General features: G+C 46.4%; 24 protein-coding genes. 18 read left to right on the forward strand and 6 right to left on the reverse strand.

The window, feature by feature from the left end; translation table 11 throughout:
* The first annotated feature begins 18 nt into the window (after positions 1-18).
* The 9 genes from apbC (at position 19) to Q0882_RS06145 (ending at position 6,353) form a co-directional block, all read left to right on the forward strand.
* Positions 19-1,158: an iron-sulfur cluster carrier protein ApbC gene (apbC, locus tag Q0882_RS06105; protein WP_299179155.1), complete on the forward strand. Its 1,140-nt coding sequence runs from the start codon at positions 19-21 to the stop codon at positions 1,156-1,158.
* A 110-nt stretch (positions 1,159-1,268) separates the two neighbouring features.
* Positions 1,269-1,448, forward strand: a complete 180-nt coding sequence (locus Q0882_RS06110; protein WP_299179157.1) for a hypothetical protein — start codon at positions 1,269-1,271, stop codon at positions 1,446-1,448.
* A 147-nt stretch (positions 1,449-1,595) separates the two neighbouring features.
* Positions 1,596-2,162 (forward strand): dCTP deaminase, encoded by a 567-nt coding sequence (gene dcd, locus Q0882_RS06115; RefSeq protein ID WP_299179159.1) that lies wholly within the window; start codon positions 1,596-1,598, stop codon positions 2,160-2,162.
* Between the two features lie 31 nt (positions 2,163-2,193).
* Positions 2,194-2,838 carry a hypothetical protein gene (locus Q0882_RS06120; protein ID WP_299179160.1) on the forward strand — a complete coding sequence of 215 codons (645 nt, stop codon included), beginning with the start codon at positions 2,194-2,196 and terminating at the stop codon, positions 2,836-2,838.
* A gap of 242 nt (positions 2,839-3,080) precedes the next feature.
* Positions 3,081-3,887 (forward strand): hypothetical protein, encoded by an 807-nt coding sequence (locus Q0882_RS06125; RefSeq protein WP_299179161.1) that lies wholly within the window; start codon positions 3,081-3,083, stop codon positions 3,885-3,887.
* A gap of 219 nt (positions 3,888-4,106) precedes the next feature.
* Complete coding sequence (locus Q0882_RS06130; protein ID WP_299179621.1) at positions 4,107-4,808, forward strand: DUF1538 domain-containing protein; 702 nt, start codon at positions 4,107-4,109, stop codon at positions 4,806-4,808.
* Positions 4,808-5,587 carry a DUF1538 domain-containing protein gene (locus Q0882_RS06135; protein ID WP_299179162.1) on the forward strand — a complete coding sequence of 260 codons (780 nt, stop codon included), beginning with the start codon at positions 4,808-4,810 and terminating at the stop codon, positions 5,585-5,587. The genes Q0882_RS06130 and Q0882_RS06135 overlap by 1 nt, the downstream gene beginning before the upstream one ends.
* Before the next feature lie 14 nt (positions 5,588-5,601).
* Positions 5,602-5,952, forward strand: coding sequence for a P-II family nitrogen regulator (locus Q0882_RS06140; protein ID WP_299179163.1), 351 nt, complete (start codon positions 5,602-5,604; stop codon positions 5,950-5,952).
* A complete protein-coding gene (locus Q0882_RS06145; protein ID WP_299179164.1) occupies positions 5,949-6,353 on the forward strand; it encodes a CBS domain-containing protein in 405 nt (134 codons plus the stop codon). Before Q0882_RS06140 ends, Q0882_RS06145 begins: the two co-directional genes overlap by 4 nt.
* A 55-nt stretch (positions 6,354-6,408) precedes the next feature.
* On the opposite strand, the gene Q0882_RS06150 is transcribed toward Q0882_RS06145, so the two are convergent.
* From Q0882_RS06150 to Q0882_RS06165, 4 genes are all read right to left on the reverse strand, one after another.
* On the reverse strand, positions 6,409-7,764 hold the full coding sequence (locus Q0882_RS06150) for a class II 3-deoxy-7-phosphoheptulonate synthase (protein ID WP_299179165.1): 1,356 nt from the start codon (positions 7,762-7,764) through the stop codon (positions 6,409-6,411).
* A gap of 265 nt (positions 7,765-8,029) precedes the next feature.
* Positions 8,030-8,944, reverse strand: a complete 915-nt coding sequence (locus Q0882_RS06155) for a LysR family transcriptional regulator (protein WP_299179166.1) — start codon at positions 8,942-8,944, stop codon at positions 8,030-8,032.
* Positions 8,945-9,050: 106 nt separating this feature from the next.
* Positions 9,051-9,956 carry an ornithine carbamoyltransferase gene (argF, locus tag Q0882_RS06160; protein ID WP_299179167.1) on the reverse strand — a complete coding sequence of 302 codons (906 nt, stop codon included), beginning with the start codon at positions 9,954-9,956 and terminating at the stop codon, positions 9,051-9,053.
* Positions 9,957-9,982: 26 nt separating this feature from the next.
* Positions 9,983-11,182 (reverse strand): aspartate aminotransferase family protein, encoded by a 1,200-nt coding sequence (locus Q0882_RS06165; protein ID WP_299179168.1) that lies wholly within the window; start codon positions 11,180-11,182, stop codon positions 9,983-9,985.
* 282 nt (positions 11,183-11,464) lie between these two features.
* Between Q0882_RS06165 and grxD the strand changes: the two genes are divergently transcribed.
* Together grxD and Q0882_RS06175 are read left to right on the forward strand one after the other, a co-directional pair.
* A complete protein-coding gene (gene grxD / locus Q0882_RS06170; RefSeq protein ID WP_299179169.1) occupies positions 11,465-11,800 on the forward strand; it encodes a Grx4 family monothiol glutaredoxin in 336 nt (111 codons plus the stop codon).
* A 90-nt stretch (positions 11,801-11,890) separates the two neighbouring features.
* Positions 11,891-12,493 carry a peroxiredoxin gene (locus Q0882_RS06175; RefSeq protein WP_299179170.1) on the forward strand — a complete coding sequence of 201 codons (603 nt, stop codon included), beginning with the start codon at positions 11,891-11,893 and terminating at the stop codon, positions 12,491-12,493.
* 59 nt (positions 12,494-12,552) lie between these two features.
* On the opposite strand, the gene rnt is transcribed toward Q0882_RS06175, so the two are convergent.
* Complete coding sequence (gene rnt / locus Q0882_RS06180) at positions 12,553-13,179, reverse strand: ribonuclease T (RefSeq protein ID WP_299179623.1); 627 nt, start codon at positions 13,177-13,179, stop codon at positions 12,553-12,555.
* A gap of 177 nt (positions 13,180-13,356) precedes the next feature.
* Between rnt and Q0882_RS06185 the strand changes: the two genes are divergently transcribed.
* From Q0882_RS06185 to Q0882_RS06195, 3 genes are all read left to right on the forward strand, one after another.
* A complete protein-coding gene (locus Q0882_RS06185) occupies positions 13,357-14,220 on the forward strand; it encodes an OmpA family protein (protein ID WP_299179172.1) in 864 nt (287 codons plus the stop codon).
* A gap of 133 nt (positions 14,221-14,353) precedes the next feature.
* Complete coding sequence (locus tag Q0882_RS06190) at positions 14,354-15,580, forward strand: argininosuccinate synthase (RefSeq protein WP_299179174.1); 1,227 nt, start codon at positions 14,354-14,356, stop codon at positions 15,578-15,580.
* A gap of 130 nt (positions 15,581-15,710) precedes the next feature.
* Positions 15,711-17,315 carry a hypothetical protein gene (locus tag Q0882_RS06195; protein ID WP_299179176.1) on the forward strand — a complete coding sequence of 535 codons (1,605 nt, stop codon included), beginning with the start codon at positions 15,711-15,713 and terminating at the stop codon, positions 17,313-17,315.
* Here the strand turns inward: Q0882_RS06195 and Q0882_RS06200 are convergent.
* Entirely contained in the window at positions 17,310-17,675 is a 366-nt protein-coding gene (locus Q0882_RS06200; RefSeq protein WP_299179178.1) for a hypothetical protein, read from the reverse strand. The two genes, Q0882_RS06195 and Q0882_RS06200, sit on opposite strands and share 6 nt — an antisense overlap.
* 93 nt (positions 17,676-17,768) lie before the next feature.
* Between Q0882_RS06200 and Q0882_RS06205 the strand changes: the two genes are divergently transcribed.
* The 4 genes from Q0882_RS06205 (at position 17,769) to Q0882_RS06220 (ending at position 23,499) form a co-directional block, all read left to right on the forward strand.
* Positions 17,769-19,889 (forward strand): type I secretion system permease/ATPase, encoded by a 2,121-nt coding sequence (locus Q0882_RS06205; RefSeq protein ID WP_299179180.1) that lies wholly within the window; start codon positions 17,769-17,771, stop codon positions 19,887-19,889.
* Between the two features lie 8 nt (positions 19,890-19,897).
* Positions 19,898-21,214: an HlyD family type I secretion periplasmic adaptor subunit gene (locus Q0882_RS06210; protein ID WP_299179182.1), complete on the forward strand. Its 1,317-nt coding sequence runs from the start codon at positions 19,898-19,900 to the stop codon at positions 21,212-21,214.
* A gap of 199 nt (positions 21,215-21,413) precedes the next feature.
* A complete protein-coding gene (locus Q0882_RS06215) occupies positions 21,414-22,061 on the forward strand; it encodes a response regulator transcription factor (protein ID WP_299179184.1) in 648 nt (215 codons plus the stop codon).
* Between the two features lie 70 nt (positions 22,062-22,131).
* Entirely contained in the window at positions 22,132-23,499 is a 1,368-nt protein-coding gene (locus Q0882_RS06220; RefSeq protein WP_299179186.1) for a TolC family outer membrane protein, read from the forward strand.
* Positions 23,500-23,552 lie beyond the last annotated feature (53 nt).

The raw sequence follows: 23,552 nt of genomic DNA on the forward strand, positions 1-23,552 counted from the left end.
TTTAGTTGGGTATTTGTTGTGCTAAAAAAACTGTTTACTAAGATCAAACAAACGGGGAATAAAGTGTCCAGTATTGAAGTTCAAGTTGAAGATCTGTTAAGTCATTTCCCCGATCCTGTTCAGGGTCATAATTTGCTCTCTGTTGGCTCCATAGAGGCTATATCGGTTGATAAAGGGCATGTGGGTGTGAGGGTGATTTTAAATTATCCATCTGCAGGGGTGGCAGAGCAGTGGAAAGAGAGAGTTGTTGCAAAGCTTCTTGAATTAGAAGGTGTTGATTCTGCTGAAGTAAACGTGAGTCATCAGATTGAATCGAGCCCAGGGCAAAATAGCATTCCATTAATGTCAGGCGTTAAGAATATTATTGCGGTGGCATCGGGCAAAGGTGGTGTGGGTAAGTCCACTACGACTGTCAATCTGGCGTTGGCGATGGCTGCTGAAGGCGCGCGGGTTGGTATCCTTGATGCGGATATCTATGGCCCCAGTCAGGGGATGATGTTAGGGGTCGATGAGGGTGTTAGGCCGGAACCCTTTGATGAGAAGTCTTTCAAACCGATTGAAGCGCATGGGCTTCAGTCGATGTCCATGAGTTATTTGGTCGAAGAAAATACTGCCATGGTCTGGCGCGGACCAATGGCGGCCGGTGCTCTACAGCAACTGTTAACACAGACTCGCTGGAGTGATCTGGATTATCTGTTTATCGATATGCCGCCTGGCACAGGGGATATTCAGTTGACCTTATCGCAGAAGGTGCCTGTTGCCGGTGCTGTTATTGTGACAACACCTCAGGATATTGCGCTTCTGGATGCGAAGAAAGGTATCGAGATGTTTAGAAAGGTTGATATTCCGGTTCTCGGAGTTATTGAAAATATGAGTACCCATATCTGCAGTAACTGTGGTCATACAGAGGCGATTTTTGGCGATGGTGGCGGTGCGGAAATTTCTGAACTCTACGAGACAGAGCTTTTGGGTGAGCTTCCGCTAGCACTGTCAATTCGTCAGCAAGTTGATTCTGGTACACCTAGTGTTGCTGCGGAGCCAGAGGGTGAGTATGCGATGATCTACCGGAAGGTTGCGAGGAAGCTAGCTATACGATTGGCTATGAAGAATAAGCAGGTTGATATCGTTGTGCCCTCAATTATAGTTGAGGATGATTAAAGTTTGATCCTGATCAAAATTTAATCAGTTTAGGTGTCATACTCTCAAAAGCTGTCTAGACTTAAAGGTTCCAGCTATTACAACAATAATGAAAGCCAGAGGGATGTGTGATGGACTACAGAGCAACTGCGAATATCAAGATGATTAAGGCTAAACCCAGTTCCCCTTCACGGCATGAGATGGCGGAAGAGCTTCGCCGTCAGGCTAATATGCTTCGTGATGAAGGGAAAACGGCAGCTGAGTTTTGGTTGGCTGAGCAATATGAGAAAACTGCGAATTTACTGAATTAACCTATCAGTATCGCCCCTTCAAGTAATAAAAACGATCTCTTTGGGGGTCGTTTTTTTTTGCGTCATTGAATTTGCCCGCTTTGTTCATCTGGATGAAAAAAGGTACAATGCCCGGCTTGAAAATTATACCGGATGGAATTAGCCACTATGGGCATTAAAGCAGATCGCTGGATCCGTCGTATGGCGGAAGAGAAAGATATGATTTCACCTTTTGAACCGGGTCAGGTTCGAGAGATGGATGGTTCTCGTATCGTTTCTTATGGTACCTCCAGTTACGGTTATGATGTGCGCTGTGCCAATGAATTTAAGGTCTTCACAAATATCAACTCGTCCATTGTGGATCCAAAAGACTTCGATGCTGGTAGTTTCGTGGATATTGAGTCTGATGTGTGCATAATCCCTCCAAACTCATTTGCCCTGGCTCGCACGGTTGAATACTTTAAAATTCCAAGAGATGTACTGACTATCTGTTTGGGTAAAAGTACGTATGCTCGGTGCGGAATTATCGTCAATGTCACTCCTCTTGAGCCTGAGTGGGAAGGGCATGTGACTCTCGAGTTTTCAAACACTACACCTCTGCCAGCTAAAATTTATGCCAATGAAGGTGTAGCGCAGATGTTGTTTCTCCAAGGTGATGAGGTGTGTGAAACCTCATATAAAGATCGCGATGGTAAATACCAGGGACAAACAGGCGTTGTTGTTCCACGCACTTAATTCCACCTTTATCTTACAGAACAGCTAATTGATGATATTAGATCGTAAACAGATCAGTTCGTTTTGGCAGCAGTTGCAGGAAACGATTGAGCAGCTACTTTCCAGTCGGAGCGATGATCGCTTCGAAGCAGAACCTCTGCTTAAGCTTTATCGGGAGCAGTTACAAAAGATTGATCGTAATCTGACTTTTCACTTTCAGAGTGATGAGGATAATGAGGCTGCGATAGAGATGATCTTTGGTTGTGATGGTTTCCCAGAATCAATTCATTCGGTTCTGAGTCTGATCGGCGCAGCACCTGAACTTTCCGGTATTGAGTTTAAAGCATTTAATAACCGCTACGATCCCATCCCTTTGTCCGTCAATATCGGTGAAGAGTTTTGTGAGATAAGTGATTTTTGGTGCCGCATTTCAGTGGTCGAGGAGCGTCTTCATCTTGAGATTTATATGGGAGATGCGCCTAAAATTCTAGATATGGATCCACGTATTGAGGCTGTGATGATATACCTTGATGCGCTGATCGGAGAGTATGAGCTAATGACTCGCGTCTGGTCTCTTGAGTGGCTTGAGCTGCCGGCATCTCCAGAAGATTATGGGTTAACAAATCTGGCTAATCTAAGAGAGTTGTTCGATAGTGTTAAGTCACAGGCGAAACCTATTGGGTTGACCCTTCACTGATAAATTCGTCAGGTCTGCCAGAGTGACTTCTACTGGCAGACCTTAGCTGTTAGTTATCAGACAGTATATAAACACTGCCCTCTTCGTCATCAGGTTGAGTTTCCTTCGCGCTATCCCAGAATTGCATTTTTTGCCCCCTTCTCGGATTTTTTAGTTGCTTCCTTAGTAACAATCGACCATTGTCATAGTAACCTTAGATATAAATCCTCCTTTTTTCATTTCTTATTAGGATCAGGTTTTTCATGAGTGGACTGTTAACTGCATTGCTCGAAGAGATACGTATCGATTATGTGCGGCGTATGCAGGCTAATGGGTTTACTGAGCCGTACCTGACAGCGGAGCGTTTGTGTCATGAGCGGCTGTTCCTGGGTGCAGATCAGCTCGCTGAGATAGTAGAGCAGGATCCTACCTTGCTGGCTGCCAGAGCAGGGGACTTGATAATGAACCGGCAGGAGAGTGAGAACCCTTCAGTTGGGGTCATTATCTGTAGCAATATACTGGCGGCTGCTTTAGAGGGGTTGCTGGCTGTTGCTGTTGAGCAGGAGTGGCTCGATATTGATGAAGAGGGGCATGTACTGGTTGATGAGGAGGAGCTTTCACAGGATACCCAGTATTCGATTGATATTGATTACAGTACATCTGAAACAGCTAAGCGGAATATTGCATTAGGAGGGGTCAGCAAGCTCTCAGAGATATTCGCTACTGCTGAATCTGTTTTTCTGGATCTGCTGCAGGAAAATACACGTGATAAAGATGCCTATCAGAGAGCCCTTGATATCTCTTCTGATTATTCTGTTTTTGCGCCTGAGGATATCGCGCCCTTGATCGCAGAAAATCCTTTATTGCTAGGCTTACGGCCAGAGGATCTTATCGATGAAGATCTTTTTGATGGTGATCCTCCAGCAGGTCTGATTATTAGCGCACACCTGACGCGCATGATGTTGCATCAAATGCTGGAGTTGGGTGTCGAGCACGGCGTACTTGTTCTGGATAGCAGCGGGCATATTGTAGTGCCTGATGAGCCGGATGAACCTCCGATCATTCATTGATTTCGGTGCTAGTCGTTCCTCCAATTTATTGTGCTTGTTCCGGGCTTGGGTCATTGTTCCGACCATTTAGTCCAATGTGAGCAAAACAATTCCTAAGACTCTGGAATTGGCTCTTTACACATACCTCTCAACATCGTAGCCTTCCCAATTAGTTATAACCCTTTTACTTTTAAGGAGTTAACCGAGTTGAAAGCTGGGTTATTTGCACTAGGACAATCGATGATGGGAAGCTTGAGGGATCTGGCACCCATCGTATTAGTTATCGCCTTTTTTCAGTTGGCTGTTTTGCAACAACCGGTGCCAGATCTTATTGGTTTGCTGACCGGGCTTATCTGTGTGGTCGCAGGGCTTACCTTCTTTATATATGGGTTAGAGATGGGGCTGTTCCCGATAGGGGAGAGTATGGCTCATGCTTTTGCCCGCAAAGGAAGCGTTTTCTGGCTGATGGTTTTTGCGTTTTCACTTGGTTTTGGAACAACAGTGGCAGAGCCTGCGTTAATCGCTGTCGCCGCTGAAGCTGCAACCGTTGCGGCTAACGGAGGTATGATCGAGGCTACAGAGCAGGCTCAATTAAGTTATGCATCGGGCCTGCGCTATACCGTTGCCTTTTCAGTGGGGCTGGCGATTGTTCTTGGAGTGCTTCGGATTCTTAAGGGGTGGTCGATTCAATATATGATTATTGCTGGTTATATGCTGGTGGTAATTATGACTGCTTTTGCGCCGAGGGAAATTATCGGTATCGCTTATGATTCCGGCGGTGTTACAACTTCAACGATCACTGTGCCACTTGTAACTGCGTTAGGTGTGGGATTGGCGTCATCTATTGAGGGGCGTAATCCGATGATAGATGGTTTCGGTTTGATCGCGTTTGCATCTTTAACGCCGATGATTTTTGTCATGGCTTACGGGATGGTGATTTGATGGAACTTCTCAATCAATTTCTGAGCATAACGCTGTCTACAATTAAAGATGTAATACCGATTGCTCTGATAATCTTTGGTTTCCAGTTCCTAGTCATACGTCGAAGGATTGCGAATTTAAGAAAGGTTCTGATCGGTTTTGCGTATGTCATTATCGGCCTTGCACTGTTTTTACTTGGCTTAGAGAAAGCGCTGTTTCCGGTTGGTCGGTTGATGGCAGAGCAGCTGACCGACCCTGACTTTATTCGTGGGTGGAGTGGGAACGTAGCCGGGGCTTTGCACTGGCAGGATTATTTTTGGGTTTACATTTTTGCGTTTGCGATTGGTGCAAGTACCACTATTGCTGAGCCGTCCCTGATTGCTGTGGCGATCAAAGCCAATGAAGTCTCCGGTGGCGCGATCGGTGTTTGGGGGCTGCGTATTGCTGTGGCGATAGGTGTGGCTATCGGTATCTCGCTGGGGACCTGGCGAATTGTGACCGGTTACCCTATTCACTGGTTTATCATTGCCGGCTACATTGTTGTCGTTGTGCAGACGTTTTTTGCACCGAAATTGATTGTTCCTCTGGCTTATGATTCAGGCGGGGTAACAACCTCTACCGTCACGGTACCATTGGTAGCTGCCCTTGGATTGGGGTTGGCTGAAACTGTACCAGGCAGAAGTGCATTGATAGATGGATTTGGATTGATAGCGTTTGCCAGCCTGTTTCCTATGATTACAGTGATGGCGTACGCACAAATTTCTGAGCTAAGGGCTAAACGCGCCAAAGCAGCTCACTAGTGTAAGAGGCGAATATGCATTTCAAATTGTTAGTGGTCTTTGTCGAAGACACAAAAACGGACGCGGTGATGAAAGCGGCTCGTGAGGCCGGTGCAACAGGGGCTACGGTCATCAATAATGCGCGTGGTGAAGGTGTTAATAAAACTAAAACGTTTTTTGGTTTGACGCTTGAAACTCAGCGCGATGTCGTACTGTTTATTGTTGAAGAGCATCTGAGTCGAAAGATTTTAGAAACAATCTCGAATGTGGCTGAGTTGGATGAGCAGCCAGGTAGAGGAATTGCTATCCAGATTGATGTTGAAGATGCTGTTGGCGTTTCTCATCAGGTGGCTGAGCTGGCAACAGTGGTAGAGGAAGAGTTATGAGTCAGGATCGTAAAGTAGTCCGAACACGGGATGTGATGACGGGTGAGTTTGTTATGATCGATGGGTTGATGACGGTGCAGGAGGCATTGAAAATCTTCCAGGCTGAAAACGCCCGTGTGCTAATTATCAATAAGCGTCATGATGATGACGAGTATGGATTATTACTGCTGTCTGATATTGCTAAAAAGGTAGTGGCTCAGGATCGTTCACCGGAACGCGTGAATGTCTATGAGGTAATGGCAAAGCCGGTGATATCGGTGGATCCTCACATGGATATTCGTTACTGCTCACGCCTGTTTGAAAACTTTGGGTTGGCGCACGCACCTGTGATCGAAAATGATCAGGTGTTAGGGATTGTGAGTTATCGCAGTATTGTCCTTAAAGGTTTGCTGGGTAGCTAACAAAGAGGAAGAAAAAAGCCTGTGCTTATCGGCACAGGCTTTTTTACATCAGTTGTCAGCTTCTTGCAGCCTTTAGTGTATCTGCGATCATAAAGGCAAGTTCGAGTGCTTGTTCACCATTGAGGCGTGGGTCGCAATGGGTGTGGTAGCGGTCAGCAAGTTGCGTTTCGCTGATCATGTAGGCGCCACCAATACACTCAGTTACATTTTGCCCAGTCATCTCAAAATGCACACCACCCGCGTGTGTTCCTTCGGCTTTGTGAACTTCAAAGAAACCTTTCATCTCTTTTAGAATTGAATCGACACTTCGGGTTTTATAGCCGCTTGACGCTTTGATCGTGTTGCCATGCATCGGATCTGAGCTCCAGATGACCTGCTGGCCGGAAGACTTAACTGCACGCACAAGCGGTGGCAGAAACTCTGTTATTTTTTCTGCTCCCATTCTGGCAATCAGAGTGATGCGCCCCGCTTCATTATTTGGATTTAGGATCTCGAGTAAGCGTTCTAGGTCTGCAATCTGAGTACTGGGACCAACTTTGATTCCGATTGGGTTTTTTACTCCCCGTAAGAATTCCACATGTGCATGATCAGGCTGGCGAGTACGATCACCGATCCATAGCATATGGGCGGAGCAGTCATACCAGTTGCCAGAAAGAGAATCCTGACGTGTTAATGCTTCTTCATACCCCAGCAGCAGTGCTTCATGGGACGTATATAATGATGTCTCATGAAGTTGGGGGGTATTGCGGGAGTTTATTCCGCAAGCTTCCATGAAGCGTAATGTCTGGTCAATCTGATCAGCCAGATCCTGATATTTGTTACTGAGCGGGCTATTGGTAACAAAACTTTGATTCCATGAGTGGACCTGGTGAAGGTCTGCAAAGCCACCGCGGGAAAATGCGCGTAACAGGTTAAGTGTTGAAACAGCTTGATGGTACGCTGTAATCAGACGTTCAGGATCGGCCTGTCTGTCACTTTCTGTAAAGCTAATGTCGTTGACAATATCACCGCGATAGCTGGGCAGCTCAACTCCGTCGATGGCTTCCATCTCACTGGAGCGGGGCTTGGCATATTGACCTGCAATGCGACCTACTTTGACAACCGGACAGCTCGCTGAGAACGTCATCACGATGGCCATCTGCATTAAAACTTTAAAGGTGTCGCGAATTTTGTCAGCGTTAAATTCGCTGAAGCTCTCAGCGCAATCGCCCCCTTGTAGTAAGAAGGCTTTACCCTGAGCAACCTTTGCTAAGTCGCTCTGTAATTGATTGATTTCACCTGCAAATACCAGTGGTGGCATTTGGCTCAGGGTTGTTTCGGCTGCCTTCAGCGCTCCCTGATCCGGGTAAGAGGGCTGTTGTACGATAGGTTTCTCTCTCCAGCTTGACGGAGTCCATATAGCGCTAGTCATTTTTCTCTTCCTGATATTCTGCACCGTTCAATGGATGCAGTGTAAAAACTTTGTTTTAAAATTTTGTGTAAGCAGTACTTACTGAATTAGGGAGCGGCCTGTTGGTTGAGTGCAGATGGCACGAGACCCACAGACCTAGATAAAGTAGAAGTGTGAATAAGCGGTCTGCTCGCTGGCGTAAGCAGAGTGTTGGTTGAATATAACTGCCGAATTTGTGTTCACAATCTGAATCTGTTTGCTGGCTGATTTTTTGGTAAGCGACAGGCTAAGCGGTCTTTATACCGGTCAGGTTTCTGAAGGATACATCTTTTGCAGTGTTAAGGAAATCCACCATGAACTCGGCGTCTTTCTGATCTTCGCGAATAGCGGCATAAAGGGTGCACCAGACACCTTTTTCACCTAGAGGTTTGGAAACGATGTAATCTCGCTGAATGTATTCATGTAGCGCCCAGTTGGGAAGGGCTGCAACGCCGCGCCCGCTGGCAACTAGCTGCAGCATCATAACGGTTAATTCGGCGGTCCGGATGGTTGCTGGTTCAACATCCGCTTCATCAAGGAAGTGGTTGAAAATATCCAGACGCTGGTGCTCAACCGGGTAGGTAATCAGTGTCTCTTGGCTCAGATCTTCTGGATGGATATGACGTCGGGCCATTAAGCGATGCTGTTTGCTGATAGCCAGTCGGGACTCATAGGTAAATAGTGGGATGTAGGTGATTCCGGTCCGCTGTTCTGGATCAGAAGTGATGACCAGGTCTAGATCACCACGGGCTAAGGCTGGGAGAGGTTGAAAGCTAAACCCGCTTGAGAGATCCAGTTCAACCTCGGGCCAGTGCTGGCGAAAGTGATCGATGGTTGGCATCAGCCAGTCAAAACAGCTGTGGCATTCAATACATAGATTCAGTCGACCAGCTTCGCCGCCTGCTAGTCTGGCAATATCCCTTTCGGTATTTCGAATCATCGGTAAAATTTCATCTGCCAGGGTGAGTAAGCGTTGTCCGGCGCTGGTGAAACAGATGGGTTTTGTTTTGCGGATGAAAAGGGAGCAATTAAGGCGATCTTCAAGGTCCTTAATCTGATGAGAAAGTGCGGATTGGGTCAAATGAACACGCTCTGCCGCCTCTACTAGGCTGCCTGCATCCCTCAAGGCTGACAGTGTTTTCAGATGTCGCAATTCTATCATCAGTAAGTCTCCGGTCAGGCTCTCATAGCGCACAATATAGGCAGTATAGTACGGACGAGCAATAAGGGCAGGTAACCAGGGGTAGACCGGGTTACCTGCTTATCGTTCATTTAACCAGAAGAAATTCAAGCAGTGCTTTCTGGGCGTGTAGACGATTTTCAGCTTCATCGAATACAACTGAGCGAGGGTCTTCAAGCATATCTTCACTGATCTCTTCGCCACGATGTGCCGGAAGGCAGTGCATAAAGATGGCATCAGAATTGGCTTTATCCATCAGTGAAGGAGACACTTGAAAATCAGCAAATTTCATCTCTCGCTCTTTCTGTTCCTCTTCCTGGCCCATGGAGGCCCAGACATCTGTGACGACCAGATCGCTGTCTGTAACGGCTTCTTCTGGGCTGCGAGTAATCAGAACGCGAGACTGGTTCTCAGCAACCAGTTCTGGATCAGGATCAAATCCTTCAGGGCATGCGATCTTGAGCTTGAAGTCAAACTGGCGTGCAGCATTGATGTATGAGTGGCACATATTGTTGCCATCGCCAATCCAGGTAACCGTTTTGCCTTGAATATCACCTCGGTGCTCAAAGTAGGTTTGCATGTCAGCTAGCAGTTGACAGGGATGATACTCATCAGTCAGTGCGTTAATTACTGGCACTGATGAGTGAGCAGCGAACTCTTCTACCAGCTGGTGGCTGAAGGTTCTGATCATCACAACATCAACCATGCTTGAGATCACACGTGCACTGTCACTGATCGGTTCACCGCGACCAAGTTGGGTATCACGTGGAGACAGGAACATGGCGTGACCGCCAAACTGAGCCATACCCGCTTCAAAGGAAACGCGGGTACGGGTTGATGACTTCTCAAAAATCATCGACATTACTCGGTTTTTCAGCGGTTCATAGATCTCGCCACGATTGCGAATCGCTTTTAATTCACTTGCGCGCCTGACCAGTTTGCGAAGCTCTTCTGAGGAGAGGTCACGTAGTGTAAGAAAGTGTCTGATACTCATCTTAATCTAAGTTCTTTTCTAGGTGCTTAAGATTCGACTTGATCATCGGCCATATAGACACGAATAATCTGTGATAGCGTGTTAACAAGCAGTTCTGCTTCGCTATCCGTCATAGTTAGTGGTGGAAGCATACGTACAACTTTGCCGCCACCCGTTACATTCAGCAAAATTCCCTTCACTTTGGAAAGGACTGCGAGCTCACTACCTGCTTCTGATAGTTCAATAGCAATGAGAAGCCCTTTGTGACGGATCTCTTTGATGTAGTCGGCCTGTCCAAATTGATCACGGAAGCCTGCAACTATTTTGTCGCCTAGTTCTGTTGCACGGTCACAGAGGTTTTCATCCATGATGGTATTCACGACGGCTAGTGCGGCTGCGCATGAAAGAGGGTTACCGCCGTAAGTAGAGCCGTGAGTTCCAGCGATCAGAATGTTAGCTGCTTTGCCTCTGGCAAGGCAGGCACCAATTGGTACACCATTTCCCAGCCCTTTTGCTGTAGTAACAACATCAGGGAGGATGCCATTGTGCTGATAAGCAAAATACTTACCGGAACGGCCGTTGCCACTCTGGACCTCATCAAGCATGAGTAGCCATTCATGTTCATCACAGATATTGCGCAGCTGGTTCAGATAGTCGTCGGCAGGAATCTGAATGCCGGATTCACCCTGAATAGGTTCAACCAGAATAGCAACCACATTAGGATTATTGGCTGCGATCGCTTTGATCGCTTCGACATCATCATATGGTGCACGTACAAAACCGCTGACAAGTGGTTCGAAACCCGCCTGTGCTGAGCGATTTCCTGTGGCGCTAAGAGTTGCCATTGTACGGCCATGGAATGAGTTTTCCATGACGATTATGACAGGGTTTTCTATATTGCGAACGGCGTGGCCATAGCGGCGCGCAAGTTTGATTGCGGCTTCGTTGGCTTCGGCTCCGGAATTGCCGAAAAATACATTATCCATGCCTGAAATCTGGGTCAGGCGTTCAGCTAATTGCTGCTGATTCGGGATCGTGTAAAGGTTCGACGTGTGCAGGACTTTGGTAGCCTGTTCACAAATAGCGTGGGTCACTGCAGGATGAGTGTGCCCGAGACCACAAACTGCGATGCCACACAGAGCATCAAGGTACTTATTACCATCGGTATCATACAACCAGCTACCTTCACCGCGTTCGAATGCAACGGAGAGCCGATTGTAGGTAGACATAATTGATTCTACAGCCATGTTTTTAATTCCCTACAACGCAAAAAGGCAGCCAAGGCTGCCAATCAAAGGACAGATAATAGGTTGGTTTTTTTTGTTTGGCAAGGTAACCATTGGATTAATACTGACTTTTTGTAAGTATGTCAGCCAATGTGTCATCGGGTGATGCAATAGATTTTATTAATCGGTCTAATTAAGAAAAGCAAATGTACATTGCCAGAGTAAAATGGTCGGATATGTGGTACATTGTTCGTCACAGCACAATCAAGTGTGCTTCTGTGAAAAGTACTTAAAGGTGTATGAATGAGTGTAATTGATACCATCAAAGAGCAGATCGAAAGCAATGATATTCTGCTTTATATGAAAGGAACTCCTCGCTTCCCTCAGTGTGGTTTTTCCTCCCGTGCTTCTGAAGCGGTGATGGCTTGTGGCGAACGCTTTGCTTTTGTAAATATCCTTGAAAACCCTGAAATTCGTGCCGAACTACCAAAATATGCAAACTGGCCAACATTCCCGCAGCTGTGGGTAAAAGGTGAGTTGATTGGTGGTTGCGACATTATTTGTGAAATGTCCGAAAGCGGAGAGCTGACGGAAGTGATCAAAGAGGCCGCAGGTTCAGAAGAGCAGGGCGCAGAGTAATTTTATATGGAATTTGGCTTGATTTTATAACGGCCTTTTCTATCATAAAAAACCTAAACGCTAGATAGCACTTAATGGAGAAATAGCATAATGGGCGTACTTGTAGGCAAACAGGCTCCTGACTTTACAGCACCAGCGGTACTCGGAAGCGGCGAAATTGTTGATGCTTTCACACTGTCTGAAGCAACAAAAGGTAAGAAAGCGGTAGTATTCTTCTATCCATTGGACTTCACATTTGTATGTCCTTCCGAGTTGTTGGCTTTTGACCACCGTATTGAAGAGTTTAAAAAGCGTAATGTTGAAGTGATCGGTGTCTCTATCGATTCTCACTTCTCTCACAACGCATGGCGTAACACGCCAGTAAACGAAGGTGGTATCGGTGCAGTGAACTACACGCTGGTTGCTGATATGACTCACAGCATCTGTCAGGATTACGATGTTGAATCTGAAGGCGGTGTTGCTTTCCGTGGTTCTTTCCTGATCGATGAAGATGGTCTGGTTCGTCACCAGGTTGTTAATGATCTGCCACTGGGCCGTAACGTTGATGAGATGCTGCGTATGGTTGATGCCTTGGCGTTCCACCAGGAGCACGGTGAAGTTTGCCCTGCTGGTTGGAATCAGGGTGATAAAGGTATGGATGCATCTCCAGAAGGCGTTGCTAAGTACCTGTCTGAAGAAGCAGATAATCTGTAAGTTTAGCTTCTGATTATCAAGCAAGAAAAAACCGCCATTTGGCGGTTTTTTTGTTTAGTCTAGTCTTCATCAGGATAGTCGTCGACCATCTCCCAGCCGCCTAGCTCTTTCCAGCGGTTAACGATGATGCAGAATAGCTCAGCTGTTTTCATTGTGTCGTATAGCGCGGAGTGGGCTTTCTTGCCATCAAAATCAATACCGGCAACCTGGCAGGCTTTAGCAAGAACGGTCTGTCCAAAAGCCAGCCCTGCAAGCGTTGCAGTATCAAATGTAGAAAAAGGATGGAAAGGGTTTCGTTTGATGTCTGCCCGATTGGCAGCCGCATTTACGAATCCCTGGTCGAAAGAAGCGTTGTGGCCGACCAGAACGGCGCGTTTACAATCATGAGCCTTTATTGATTTTCTAACGGGTTTAAAAATCTCTTCCAGAGCTTCACGTTCAGGGACAGCTTCTCGATCCGGGTCATAAGGATCAATACCGGTGAAGTCGAGTGCAGATCGTTCAAGGTTGGCGCCTTCAAAAGGTTCAACCTGTGCCTCAAAGCTCTGATCAATGATCAGGAAGCCGTTCTCATCCATGGTGAGGGTGACAGCGGCTATCTCAAGAAGCGCATCGGTGCGCGAGTTAAAGCCGGCTGTTTCAACATCCACTACAACGGGCAAAAAGCCACGAAAGCGGTTTGCCATGGGGTGTTTAAAATCGCTATGGTTACTCAAATGTTGCCCTTACTTGGCAGAGGGTTTCCGTTTAATATGCGGGGTATTCTAGCAGTGGAATGATGTGCACTCCAATTGTGTGCTCAAGAATTTGAACTTTTAGCCGAAATAACTAAAGGTCTTCTCGGTACTTTAAACTAGGCGTCTATGACTGTGCTTGTTCGCTATACAATCGCTTTTTTTGCTCTTTTCTCGATGGCTTCTGCGCATGCCGTGACGTTTCGCAGTTCCATTGATGACTCAAAGTGGCAGTTAGAGGCTTCAAAGTTTTCTTGTCGACTGAGTCAGAGCATCCCAGCTTTCGGGCGTGCAATTTTCGAGCATGAGGCTGGAGAGTCTGTCAATTTTCAATTAACGCCCACTGAAAATATCCATTTCTCTAAAGGGGCGAAACTTTATGCGGAGGCGGCTCCATGGCAACCGGGAGTGGCGCCACGGTACATAGGTACTGTCCAACCAGAAAAGCTGAGTGGAATGTTGAAGGTGAAGCCTGATCAGGCGAAAAATATGTTGGCTGCGCTGTACAGGGGGATGATGCCGACGTTCACCACCTCCGAATGGTATGGCACTAATGAGTCGCTGAGGGTGGCGGTTTCGGCGGTGAATTTCCAATCTGCCTATGACGACTATGTTGCATGTACAGCGGGTTTGTTGCCTGTGAACTTCAGGCAGGTTGCTCGAACTGCAATACTATTTCCCTCTGCGCAATGGCGCTTGTCTGATGCCTCACGAGAAAGGTTGGATCTGATCGCCCTGTATGTCAGAAATGATGACTCTGTCAAAGGGGTTTATGTGGATGGTCACTCTGATAACCGGGGACGACGATTGATGAACAGGGATATGTCAAAACGTCGTGCCGAAGAGGTGACTGCATATTTGATCAGTCTGGGTCTGGAACCAGATATGATTACAACCCGCTATCATGGTGAGCGATACCCTGTTGTGGAAAACAACAGTAAAGCTAATCGAGATCGTAATCGCCGTGTGACAATTCGCTTGGAGCGTGATTAATCATCTGTGTTTGTGAATAAATTGTGATTATTCGGATGGTTGTCAGTGCTGTTTCTGCTATAATCTCGCGCTTAATTTCAAATCCCTTTCGGCCCGTGTAGGGGCGATACAGTTCGCAAGTTGGAGCTTGAGAATGTCCGAAATCAAAAAGGTCGTTCTGGCCTACTCCGGTGGATTGGATACATCCGTTATCGTTCGCTGGTTACAAGATGAATACAACGCAGAAGTTGTAACTTTTACTGCAGACCTGGGGCAGGGCGAGGAAGTTGAGCCTGCTCGTGCGAAGGCGCAAGCGCTGGGTGTAAAAGAGATCTACATCGAAGATCTGCGTGAAGAGTTTGTTCGCGACTTTGTATTCCCAATGTTCCGTGCGAATACAATTTATGAAGGTGAGTACCTTCTGGGTACATCAATTGCGCGCCCTCTGATCGCTAAACGTCTGATCGAAATTGCTAATGAGACTGGGGCTGATGCGATCTCTCACGGTGCTACCGGTAAAGGTAACGATCAGGTTCGTTTTGAGCTGGGTGCTTATGCACTTAAGCCTGGTGTCCATGTTATTGCTCCGTGGCGTGAGTGGGATCTGAACTCTCGCGAATCCCTTATGAAGTATTGTGAAGATCACAATATCGAAGTTGATTTCGCGAAGAATAAGAAGAAATCCCCTTATTCTATGGATGCCAACCTCCTTCATATCTCCTATGAAGGCGATATTCTGGAAGACCCTTGGGTTGAAGCAGAAGATGATATGTGGCGTTGGTCGGTTTCTCCTGAAGAAGCACCAGATGAGGCGACCTACCTTGAGCTGTCCTATGAAAAGGGCGATATCGTTGCAATCAATGGTGAGCAGATGAGTCCTGCTACCGTGTTGGAATACCTGAACAAGGTGGGTGGTGAGAACGGTATCGGTCGTCTTGATATCGTTGAAAACCGTTTTGTCGGTATGAAGTCCCGTGGTTGCTATGAAACACCGGGTGGCACAATTATGATGAAAGCACACCGCGCGATAGAATCCATTACGTTGGATCGTGAAGCGGCACACCTGAAAGATGAACTGATGCCACGTTACGCTAAGATTATCTACAACGGCTTCTGGTGGTCTGAAGAGCGCAAAATGCTGCAGAAAATGATTGATGAATCTCAGCAGGTTGTGAACGGTGATGTTCGCCTTAAGCTTTATAAAGGTAATGTGGTTGTTGTTGGGCGTCGTTCTGAAGATTCCCTATTCGACGAAAGCATCGCAACCTTTGAAGATGATGCGGGTTCTTATGATCAGAAAGATGCGGCTGGCTTTATTAAGCTGAACGCTTTGCGTATGCGAATTGCCGCGGGCAAAGGGCGTAACCTTCTGGAAGATTAAGCCCTGTTAGATTGTAAAAAAACCCTACAGTGAACCTGTGGGGTTTTTTATTGCCTGTAAGGTGGCCTAAACTTTGATAATCGTCTGATTTATATGCTACTTTTGCATTTATCTTAATTGTGCAGTGCCTATGGAAATTAACTACTCAGGAAAGTCAGCTCTCATAGTAGACAGTAAGCTTGAAGACCTTGGGGCGTTAAGACAAATCCTGAGCCGTATCGGTGTGGGGCATGTTCAGGCCGCCTCGTCGGTCAATATGGCGCTGAGCTTAATGCGAGAGATTACCTTTGATCTCTGTTTTGCAGTTTATGATATAGGCAAAAATGAAAAAAACGGTCTTCAGTTGCTTCGTGAAGCCAATGCAGAACAGATCTTTCCCACAACATCTTCCTTCTTTTTGATTGTAGCGCCTGATGGGGCTGAATTGCTCTTTGGATCACTGGAAAGCGCGCCTGATGCATATATATCAAAGCCTTTTGATCAGGCAAAAATTCGAACCCGATTGGAAAAGCAGTTAAGGATTAAAGAGGTTATACGGCCGATTGAGCTACTGTTGGATAGAGAAGATTATGAAGAGGTCTATGAGCAAAGCCGGGCGTTAGCAAAACACTATCCTGGGCTAAATGTTTTTCTGCAGCGGATTAATGGCATCGCGTTACTCAAGAATCGATCTTATTCCAGGGCAAAAGAATTATTCTTGAATCTGACCAATCAGAGGGAGTTAGCTTGGGCTGAGGTGGGGAAAGGGATCGCGCATTTTCATATAGGAGAGTACGAAGATACGCTTGCATGCCTGAATAAGGTGGTTGATCAGCAGCATCTCTGTGTGGAAGCTTTTACCTGGTTATCGCGTGCTCATCGGATGAAAGGCGAGCTGGGAGCGGCTACGACAATTATGCGTAAAGCTGTGATGTTGCAGCCGACTGTGCCTGAACTGCATAGTGAGCTGGCTGGATTGGCAGCTCTAACAGATGATTGGGGTATATCAAAGGATTCCTACCAGCAGGCAGTCAGGTATGCTCGTTATTCTATCTTTCAGACACCTGAGCATTATTTCGGTCTGGCGCGTTCTCTGATGCAGGTTAATGCGAAGAAGTTGTCCGAGGTAGAGTATGACGTTATTCGTGTATTGGAAGATGCTGTGCTGGATCACCCTGAAGATCAGGAGGTGATGTTCAGAGCGAAGATGGTTAATTGTGATCTCTATCGCAATGAATCCGATACGGCACGTTTCGAGCAGATGTTGCACCAGACCTGGAATTTTTTTCAGAGAATGGATCTGGATCAGCAGTGTATCTGGTTAGACTCCATGGTGGATATGGCAAACAGCGGCGATCTTGCTGAGGATGTTCTGAAAGTGCGAAAAGGGCTGGGTCGCACAATGATTGAGAAAGAGTGGGGTAAGGCCAACTATACAGCAATGAATTGCTTCAGGAAGGGTGAGCTTGATAAGGCTTTTCGGATGTTTGGGCGTGCCAATGAGCTTTTGCCAGAGCACACAGGAATTGCACTTAATCTGGTGCAGACCGGAATAGAAAAAGCGAAAAGAAGCGATAATGCGCTTTGGGTTCTGTTATCTGTCAGAGATGTGCTGGTGAATATCCATTTTGGATCACTACCGGAGAAGCAGCAGCAGCGCTATCAGACACTGTTTGAGCGTTTTGTTGAGCAATATCAGTCGGCCAAAAAGAAACTGGAATCAGCCTCTCCAGATCCGTTCAACCAAGAGCTATAAAATTTCATCATCTTCAATAAGAAACGAATGAGAAGTACTGCTTTCCTCTTCGTTACCATCACCTTGCTTATTCATGTTACGCGCAAGCTTACGGCTAAGTAGTTTTTTCTGTGCGGGTGCGGGCAGATCAGTAAACATCAACAGGTTCTTACCAATCAGGACGTCGATTAAGTCCTCTAATATTCGGGCGACAGAGGTGTCGGATTGCTCAAGAAACTCTTCAGCGGAAAACTCCTCATCGTTTATCGATAGGAATTCCAGTACTTCACGGTTTTTTATATCCACCGGCTCGGCATTGGGCTGAACGGTTTCTGACAGGCTAACAATGCGCCCTTCTTCATTACGTATAGCGTATAACATATTGATTTGCTACATTGGTTGCGTTTCGTGTAGACGCACAGGTTATGTTGTTTATCCGAGTATCCCTCTCATGCAAGGTTAAGGTCAAGGTTAATGGATTCGGTTCACGACCCCTTATTAGGTTGTCTGGTACAGTTAAGTAAGCAAAATCATAAGCCTTTTTCACCAGAAGTGTTGTGTGAAGGGCTTCCTCTGGAAAATAACCAGCTTACGCCCAAATTGTTTATACGTGCAGCGAAACGCGCTGGATTCTCTGCGAGAATTCTGCAGCGATCTTTAAAAGAGATCTCCCCTCTGGTGTTACCTGCTGTATTGCTGCTCAAGAATAATCAGGCCTGTATTCTGCAGGAACTTGACCGGGATACTGGTGAGGCGGTTATCCTGCAGCCTGAAAGTGGGGGGGAACTTAGGCTGGACTTGGACGCCCTGCAAGAGGATTTCACCGGATATGCCATCTTTGTTCGTCTGGAATACCGTTTTCAGGAACAGGTATCGAAACTTCTGGAAGGGCACCAGGGGCACTGGTTTTGGGGAACGATTAAGCGTTCCTTTTCGATCTACCGTGATGTTCTGATAGCTTCGTTTCTTATCAATTTATTTGTCATCGCTAATCCGCTTTTTGTGATGAATGTCTATGACCGGGTTGTGCCAAACAATGCAATAGAGACGCTATGGGTCCTCGCCATTGGAGTGATGGTAGTCTATCTGTTTGATTTCTGTCTAAAGATGTTGCGTGCTTATTTTATTGAGGTGGCGGGGAAAAAGGGGGATGTGATCCTCTCTGCACTGCTGTTTGAAAAAGTCCTCTCACTTAAATATAGTGCGCTACCTTCATCTGTCGGATCGTTCGCCAGCAATTTAAGGGAATTTGACAGTATTAAAGGGTTCCTGAGCTCAACGACGAATGTGGTCTTTATCGACCTTCCTTTTGCCCTCCTGTTTCTTGTAATTATCGGGTTTATCGGTGGTCCAATCGTTATTGTTCCGCTGGTAACCATTCCTCTGATTATTATTGTTTCGTTCGTGGTACGGCCCTATCTGAAGAAAGCTGTAGAGAAAACTTTTGCCTCCAATGCGCAGAAAAACTCAACCCTCATTGAGAGTTTAACAGCGATGGAAACGGTGAAAACTCAACGAGCTTCCTCTTCATTGCAGTTAGGTTGGGAACAGGCTGTAGGCTATATCGCCAAATGGAGCCTCAAGTCCAGAATGCTATCGGCGACGGTGGTTAATTTTGCATCCTTTGCGCAGCAGATGACATCGGTGGGTATCATCATTACAGGTGTCTACCTGATCAGCGAGCACGAGATGACAATGGGGGCCTTGATCGCTTGTGTCATGTTATCTGGGCGTGCAATTGCACCAATGAGTCAAGTGGCTAATTTGGTGATCTCATTTCATCAGGCTTCGACGGCTCTGAAAGGGCTGAACGAGATCATGGCACTGCCTTCTGAGAGAGAGGAGGGGCAGCAGTTTGTCCATCGCGATGAATTGAAAGGAGCCATTGAATTTAAAGATGTCAGTTTTGCCTATCCGGGTGAATCACAGAAAGCGTTGGATCGAGTCTCCTTCAGCATTAAACCTGGGGAGAATGTGGCGTTGATTGGTCGAATCGGTTCAGGTAAGTCAACCATTGAGAAGCTGGTACTTGGGCTCTATGGTGCAACAGAAGGGTCAGTGAGAATTGATGGGATTGATATCAATCAGATAGATCCGGTCGATCTGCGTCGTAACTTTGGCTACATGCCTCAGGATATAATGCTGTTTGCTGGAAATGTTCGTGACAACATAATTGTTGGTTCACCGCAGACGGATGATGGGCGTTTGGTCAAAGTTGCCGAGATGACCGGCGTTGCTGATATGGTTAATCGCCACCCTCAGGGTTTTGAAATGAGTGTTGGGGAACGTGGTGCAGCACTTTCAGGCGGCCAGCGTCAGGCGGTCGCTGTTGCTCGGGCATTGGTTCATGATCCAAATATTCTAGTGATGGATGAGCCTACGGCATCGATGGATAATGCGTCTGAAGAGCACATAAAGAGGATGTTGCAGGAGTATACACAAGGTAAAACGATGCTCGTGGTGACTCATAAAATGTCACTGTTGTCTTTGGTTGAGAGAATTATCGTTATGGATAACGGGCGTATTGTTGCAGATGGTCCTAAGGATGCGGTGCTGGAAGCGCTTAAGCAGGGTCGCCTTCAGGTGCAGAGGTAAATAAGACAATGGCTCGAAATCAAGATCTACAGTATATGTCCAGTGTCAGCGAGGCGATGGCAGAACAGTCTCCAAAGGGGGCCAGTGGTTTGTTGTGGATGATGGTGCTGTTTGTGGTTATTGCTATCGTCTGGGCGTCATGGGCAGAGTTGGATGAAATCACCCGTGGAGATGGCGAGATCATTCCTTCCAGTCAGTTACAAGTAATCGAAACTCTGGAAGGTGGGGCTGTATCTGAGATTCTGGTTCATGAAGGGGATCTGGTGGAAAAGGGCCAGGTTCTACTTCGCATTGATGATGTGCGATTTTCAAGTTCGATGAAAGAGAATCTAGTTCGCCATTATGAATTGAGTGCCAAGGCAGCCAGACTAAAAGCTGAAGCGGATAACACGGACTTTGTCGACCCTGAAGGGTTTCCGGTCGAATATGAAGGAATGATCGAACAGGAGAAGTATCTGTTTGGTACACGCCAGGCTGAGATACTTGCTGGTCTGGGCGGGCTTAAACAGCAAGTCTCGCAACGTAATCAGGAACTTAAAGCGGCTCGATCTCAGGAGAGGCAGTTGCAACGAAGTTATGCACTGTTGAAACGTGAATTGGATATAACCCGTCCGTTGTTGGCTGAAGGTGTCATCTCTGAAGTTGAGTTTTTGCGCTTGAAGAGGCAGCTAAATGATCTGGCAGGTGAGCTTTCGAGCGTGCGGTTGAATATTCCACGTATTGAATCAACATTGCAGGAAACCAAACAAAAGTTAGATGAATCTGAGTTGCAGTTCCGCAATGAAGCTCGACGCGAGTTGAACGAAGTGGTGGCGGAGCGTGCCCGAATTAAGCAGGCGCTGACAGGTATCAATGACCGCATCAATCGTGCTGAGGTGAGAGCTCCGGTCAAGGGCACAGTAAAGCAGTTATTGGTTAATACGGTTGAAGGGGTTGTTCAACCCGGTGATGAATTGCTTAATATCATCCCGTGGGAGGATACGCTTCTTGTAGAAGCGCGTATTCGTCCTTCCGATATCGCAAATATTTCTCCAGGTCAGAGAGCTGTCATCAAGGTGTCCGCATATGACTTCTCTATCTATGGTGGGGTTGAGGCTGCAGTTATATTTGTCAGTCCGAGTACGATTATTGATGAGGAAGGTGAGAGTTACTATCTGGTGAGGCTGGAAACGGATCAGCCGTTTATCGGAACCGCCTCAACAGAGCTTCCATTGATTGCTGGTATGACAGTCAGTGTAGATATCCTAACGGGTAAAAAAACGGTCATGGATTATCTTTTGAAGCCGGTACTCAAAGCTAAAAGTAAAGCTTTAACTGAGCGTTGACATAAAACTTTAATGTTTATTGGTTGAGCTATCCTTATGAAAAATATGGATAACTGCGCAAGGCTCTGTTATAAAATTAGGGGTCTCAGATGAAACTCTTAAAAGTTGTAGGTTTTTTTAGAGTGGATCTGGAAATAAAGGGAAATTTCAATTATCTTGCACTTGAACTGCATAAATGCGGTTTTTTAGTGCTCTGGATATGAGCAATATGAAGCTATTTTGCGTTAGTAACCGACCAAAAGTGCTGGCTCGATGGAAAAGCCTGCTCAATAAATGGCAGCCTGATATTGTCGAAGCTGGTGCGGTTCAGAATCGTCTGGATAGTGGAGTTTGCATCGTTTTACTTCATCTGAGTTCATTGTCAGAAGGGGAAAAACAACAGCTTTTTAATTTAAAAACAAAATTTCCTAGTACTATACTGGTTGTATGTACGGATATTCCAAATGAAACTGAAGGAGTGGAAGTGCTGCAATTAGGTGCAAATGGATATACCAACACGTATGTAACAGGTTCACTGCTTTCCGAAGTTGTGAAGACTGTGCTCCGTGGTGATATTTGGGCAGGGCCTGAGCTATTACAAAAGCTGCTTCGGCGGCTTTTAAGTAATCCTCCTGTTACGAATAGTAAAGTGGACACCGCAGAGTCTGTAGATTGTTTTGACGGATTAAGTAGTCGTGAGCGAGATGTGCTCTCTGTCCTTGTGACAGGGGCCAGCAATAAGGAGATCGCTCGGGAACTTGATATTACTGAACGAACAGTCAAAGCCCATCTGAGTTCTATCTTTCAGAAAACAGGGGCTTCAGACAGAGTGACGCTGGCGCTTATGGCCAGTAAGCTCCCGGTGTAACTTGTGCTGGGATGCGATCGGTAATATCGGTGAAGGCTACAAACTATTTATAAATAAGGCGGGAAAACTTATGTATAGGTCAGTAATTGCTGGTGTTCTGCTAGGAGCAGTAAGCACGGTATCTTACTCAGCTTCTTTAGAAGATGTAGTGGCTCAGGGGCTATCTGAAAACCCTGAGGTGAAACAGGCAATCAATTCAAGAAACGCAGTTTATCAGGAAGTTCGGCAGGCAAAAGCTGGCTATCTTCCTAAAGTCGATCTGGCACTTGGGATGGGGTATGAATGGACCAACAACCCTACAACCCGAAGTGGTGGAAATAAATCTGTCTCGCTGACTCGTTCAGAGGCTAGCCTAAGCCTTAGGCAGATGATTTTTGATGGCTTTGGTACGCGAAGTGAAGTTGATCGCCAGAAAGCACGCGCGATGTCAGCTGATAAAAGGCTAATTGAGACAGCTGAAACCTATGCATTGGAAGCTGCTCGGGCATACATCGAGCTGAATCGTCGGGATGCCCTGCTGAAGCAGGCAAAAGAGACACTTTATAACCACGTAAAAATTTATGATCAGATTAAGCGTCGATCTGAGTCAGGCCTGGGAGCGCTTGCATCTATTCAGCAGGCTGAAGGACGTCTGGCACTGGCGGAAGTCAACGTGTTAGCGGCTGAAAATAATATGCTGGATGCGAAGGCTAACTATCTGCGTATTACTGGTATGGCTGCACCGGAAGATCTGACCTATCCAGAATTGATCAACGTGAAAATTCCGGAAAGTTTGTCTGAGGCAACTGAGGTTGCATTGGCAAATCATCCGACGTTAAGTGTTGCTGAAGCTGATACTCAAGCTGCAGTTGCACAGTATAATGCCGCGAAACGTACTTTACAGCCGCGTATCGATTTTGAGATGGATCGTACCTGGAATAACGATCTGGATGGTGTTGATGGCACCAATGAAGATTTTACTGCGATGTTCCGTCTTCGCTATAACCTGTACAACGGTGGTGCAGATCTTGCCCGCGTTAGACAGACGCAGCATCAGATCGGTGAAGCGCAAGCAATTCAGGGCAAGGTTCATCGTGAAGTTCTGCAGAGTATTGAACTATCCTGGAACGCCTATTCGATTCTTTCTCGTCAGTTACCGTTCCTTGAACAGCATGTAGCGTCCAGTCAGGAAACACGTAACTCATACCAGAAGCAGTTTAATATTGGACAGCGTTCCCTGCTTGATCTGCTAGATACAGAGAATGAAGTGTTCTCTTCAAAAAATGATCTGACAAATGCGATGCATGATCAGTTGATCTCCCAGTATCGGGTTGTTAATGGTATGGGTACCTTGCTTGATACTCTGAACTTAGGGTTGCCTGAGCCAAATCTGGGTGATGTTCAGTCCGAAACTGATGAGCAGGCTTCCGTAGAGAATAAAGAAGTTAAGAGCTCTTAAGTTAAGTCATTGAAATAGGTAGGTGAAGTTAATTAAAATTAACACCTCAACCT

Source organism: uncultured Neptuniibacter sp. (assembly GCF_947498015.1).
Lineage (GTDB): Bacteria > Pseudomonadota > Gammaproteobacteria > Pseudomonadales > Balneatricaceae > Neptuniibacter.

What these genes read in the sequence shown, in the direction of transcription:
- Q0882_RS06175 (WP_299179170.1), top strand. Translation starts at nt 11,891, where the DNA reads ATGGGCGTACTTGTAGGCAAACAGGCTCCTGACTTTACAGCACCAGCG.
- Q0882_RS06130 (WP_299179621.1), top strand. Translation starts at nt 4,107, where the DNA reads ATGATGGGAAGCTTGAGGGATCTGGCACCCATCGTATTAGTTATCGCC.
- Q0882_RS06125 (WP_299179161.1), top strand. Translation starts at nt 3,081, where the DNA reads ATGAGTGGACTGTTAACTGCATTGCTCGAAGAGATACGTATCGATTAT.
- Q0882_RS06195 (WP_299179176.1), top strand. Translation starts at nt 15,711, where the DNA reads ATGGAAATTAACTACTCAGGAAAGTCAGCTCTCATAGTAGACAGTAAG.
- Q0882_RS06140 (WP_299179163.1), top strand. Translation starts at nt 5,602, where the DNA reads ATGCATTTCAAATTGTTAGTGGTCTTTGTCGAAGACACAAAAACGGAC.
- grxD (WP_299179169.1), top strand. Translation starts at nt 11,465, where the DNA reads ATGAGTGTAATTGATACCATCAAAGAGCAGATCGAAAGCAATGATATT.
- Q0882_RS06145 (WP_299179164.1), top strand. Translation starts at nt 5,949, where the DNA reads ATGAGTCAGGATCGTAAAGTAGTCCGAACACGGGATGTGATGACGGGT.
- Q0882_RS06200 (WP_299179178.1), bottom strand. Translation starts at nt 17,675, where the DNA reads ATGTTATACGCTATACGTAATGAAGAAGGGCGCATTGTTAGCCTGTCA.
- dcd (WP_299179159.1), top strand. Translation starts at nt 1,596, where the DNA reads ATGGGCATTAAAGCAGATCGCTGGATCCGTCGTATGGCGGAAGAGAAA.
- Q0882_RS06110 (WP_299179157.1), top strand. Translation starts at nt 1,269, where the DNA reads ATGGACTACAGAGCAACTGCGAATATCAAGATGATTAAGGCTAAACCC.
- Q0882_RS06135 (WP_299179162.1), top strand. Translation starts at nt 4,808, where the DNA reads ATGGAACTTCTCAATCAATTTCTGAGCATAACGCTGTCTACAATTAAA.
- Q0882_RS06215 (WP_299179184.1), top strand. Translation starts at nt 21,414, where the DNA reads ATGAGCAATATGAAGCTATTTTGCGTTAGTAACCGACCAAAAGTGCTG.
- Q0882_RS06220 (WP_299179186.1), top strand. Translation starts at nt 22,132, where the DNA reads ATGTATAGGTCAGTAATTGCTGGTGTTCTGCTAGGAGCAGTAAGCACG.
- Q0882_RS06165 (WP_299179168.1), bottom strand. Translation starts at nt 11,182, where the DNA reads ATGGCTGTAGAATCAATTATGTCTACCTACAATCGGCTCTCCGTTGCA.
- Q0882_RS06205 (WP_299179180.1), top strand. Translation starts at nt 17,769, where the DNA reads ATGGATTCGGTTCACGACCCCTTATTAGGTTGTCTGGTACAGTTAAGT.
- Q0882_RS06185 (WP_299179172.1), top strand. Translation starts at nt 13,357, where the DNA reads ATGACTGTGCTTGTTCGCTATACAATCGCTTTTTTTGCTCTTTTCTCG.
- Q0882_RS06120 (WP_299179160.1), top strand. Translation starts at nt 2,194, where the DNA reads ATGATATTAGATCGTAAACAGATCAGTTCGTTTTGGCAGCAGTTGCAG.
- rnt (WP_299179623.1), bottom strand. Translation starts at nt 13,179, where the DNA reads ATGGCAAACCGCTTTCGTGGCTTTTTGCCCGTTGTAGTGGATGTTGAA.
- Q0882_RS06210 (WP_299179182.1), top strand. Translation starts at nt 19,898, where the DNA reads ATGGCTCGAAATCAAGATCTACAGTATATGTCCAGTGTCAGCGAGGCG.
- Q0882_RS06190 (WP_299179174.1), top strand. Translation starts at nt 14,354, where the DNA reads ATGTCCGAAATCAAAAAGGTCGTTCTGGCCTACTCCGGTGGATTGGAT.
- Q0882_RS06155 (WP_299179166.1), bottom strand. Translation starts at nt 8,944, where the DNA reads ATGATAGAATTGCGACATCTGAAAACACTGTCAGCCTTGAGGGATGCA.
- argF (WP_299179167.1), bottom strand. Translation starts at nt 9,956, where the DNA reads ATGAGTATCAGACACTTTCTTACACTACGTGACCTCTCCTCAGAAGAG.
- Q0882_RS06150 (WP_299179165.1), bottom strand. Translation starts at nt 7,764, where the DNA reads ATGACTAGCGCTATATGGACTCCGTCAAGCTGGAGAGAGAAACCTATC.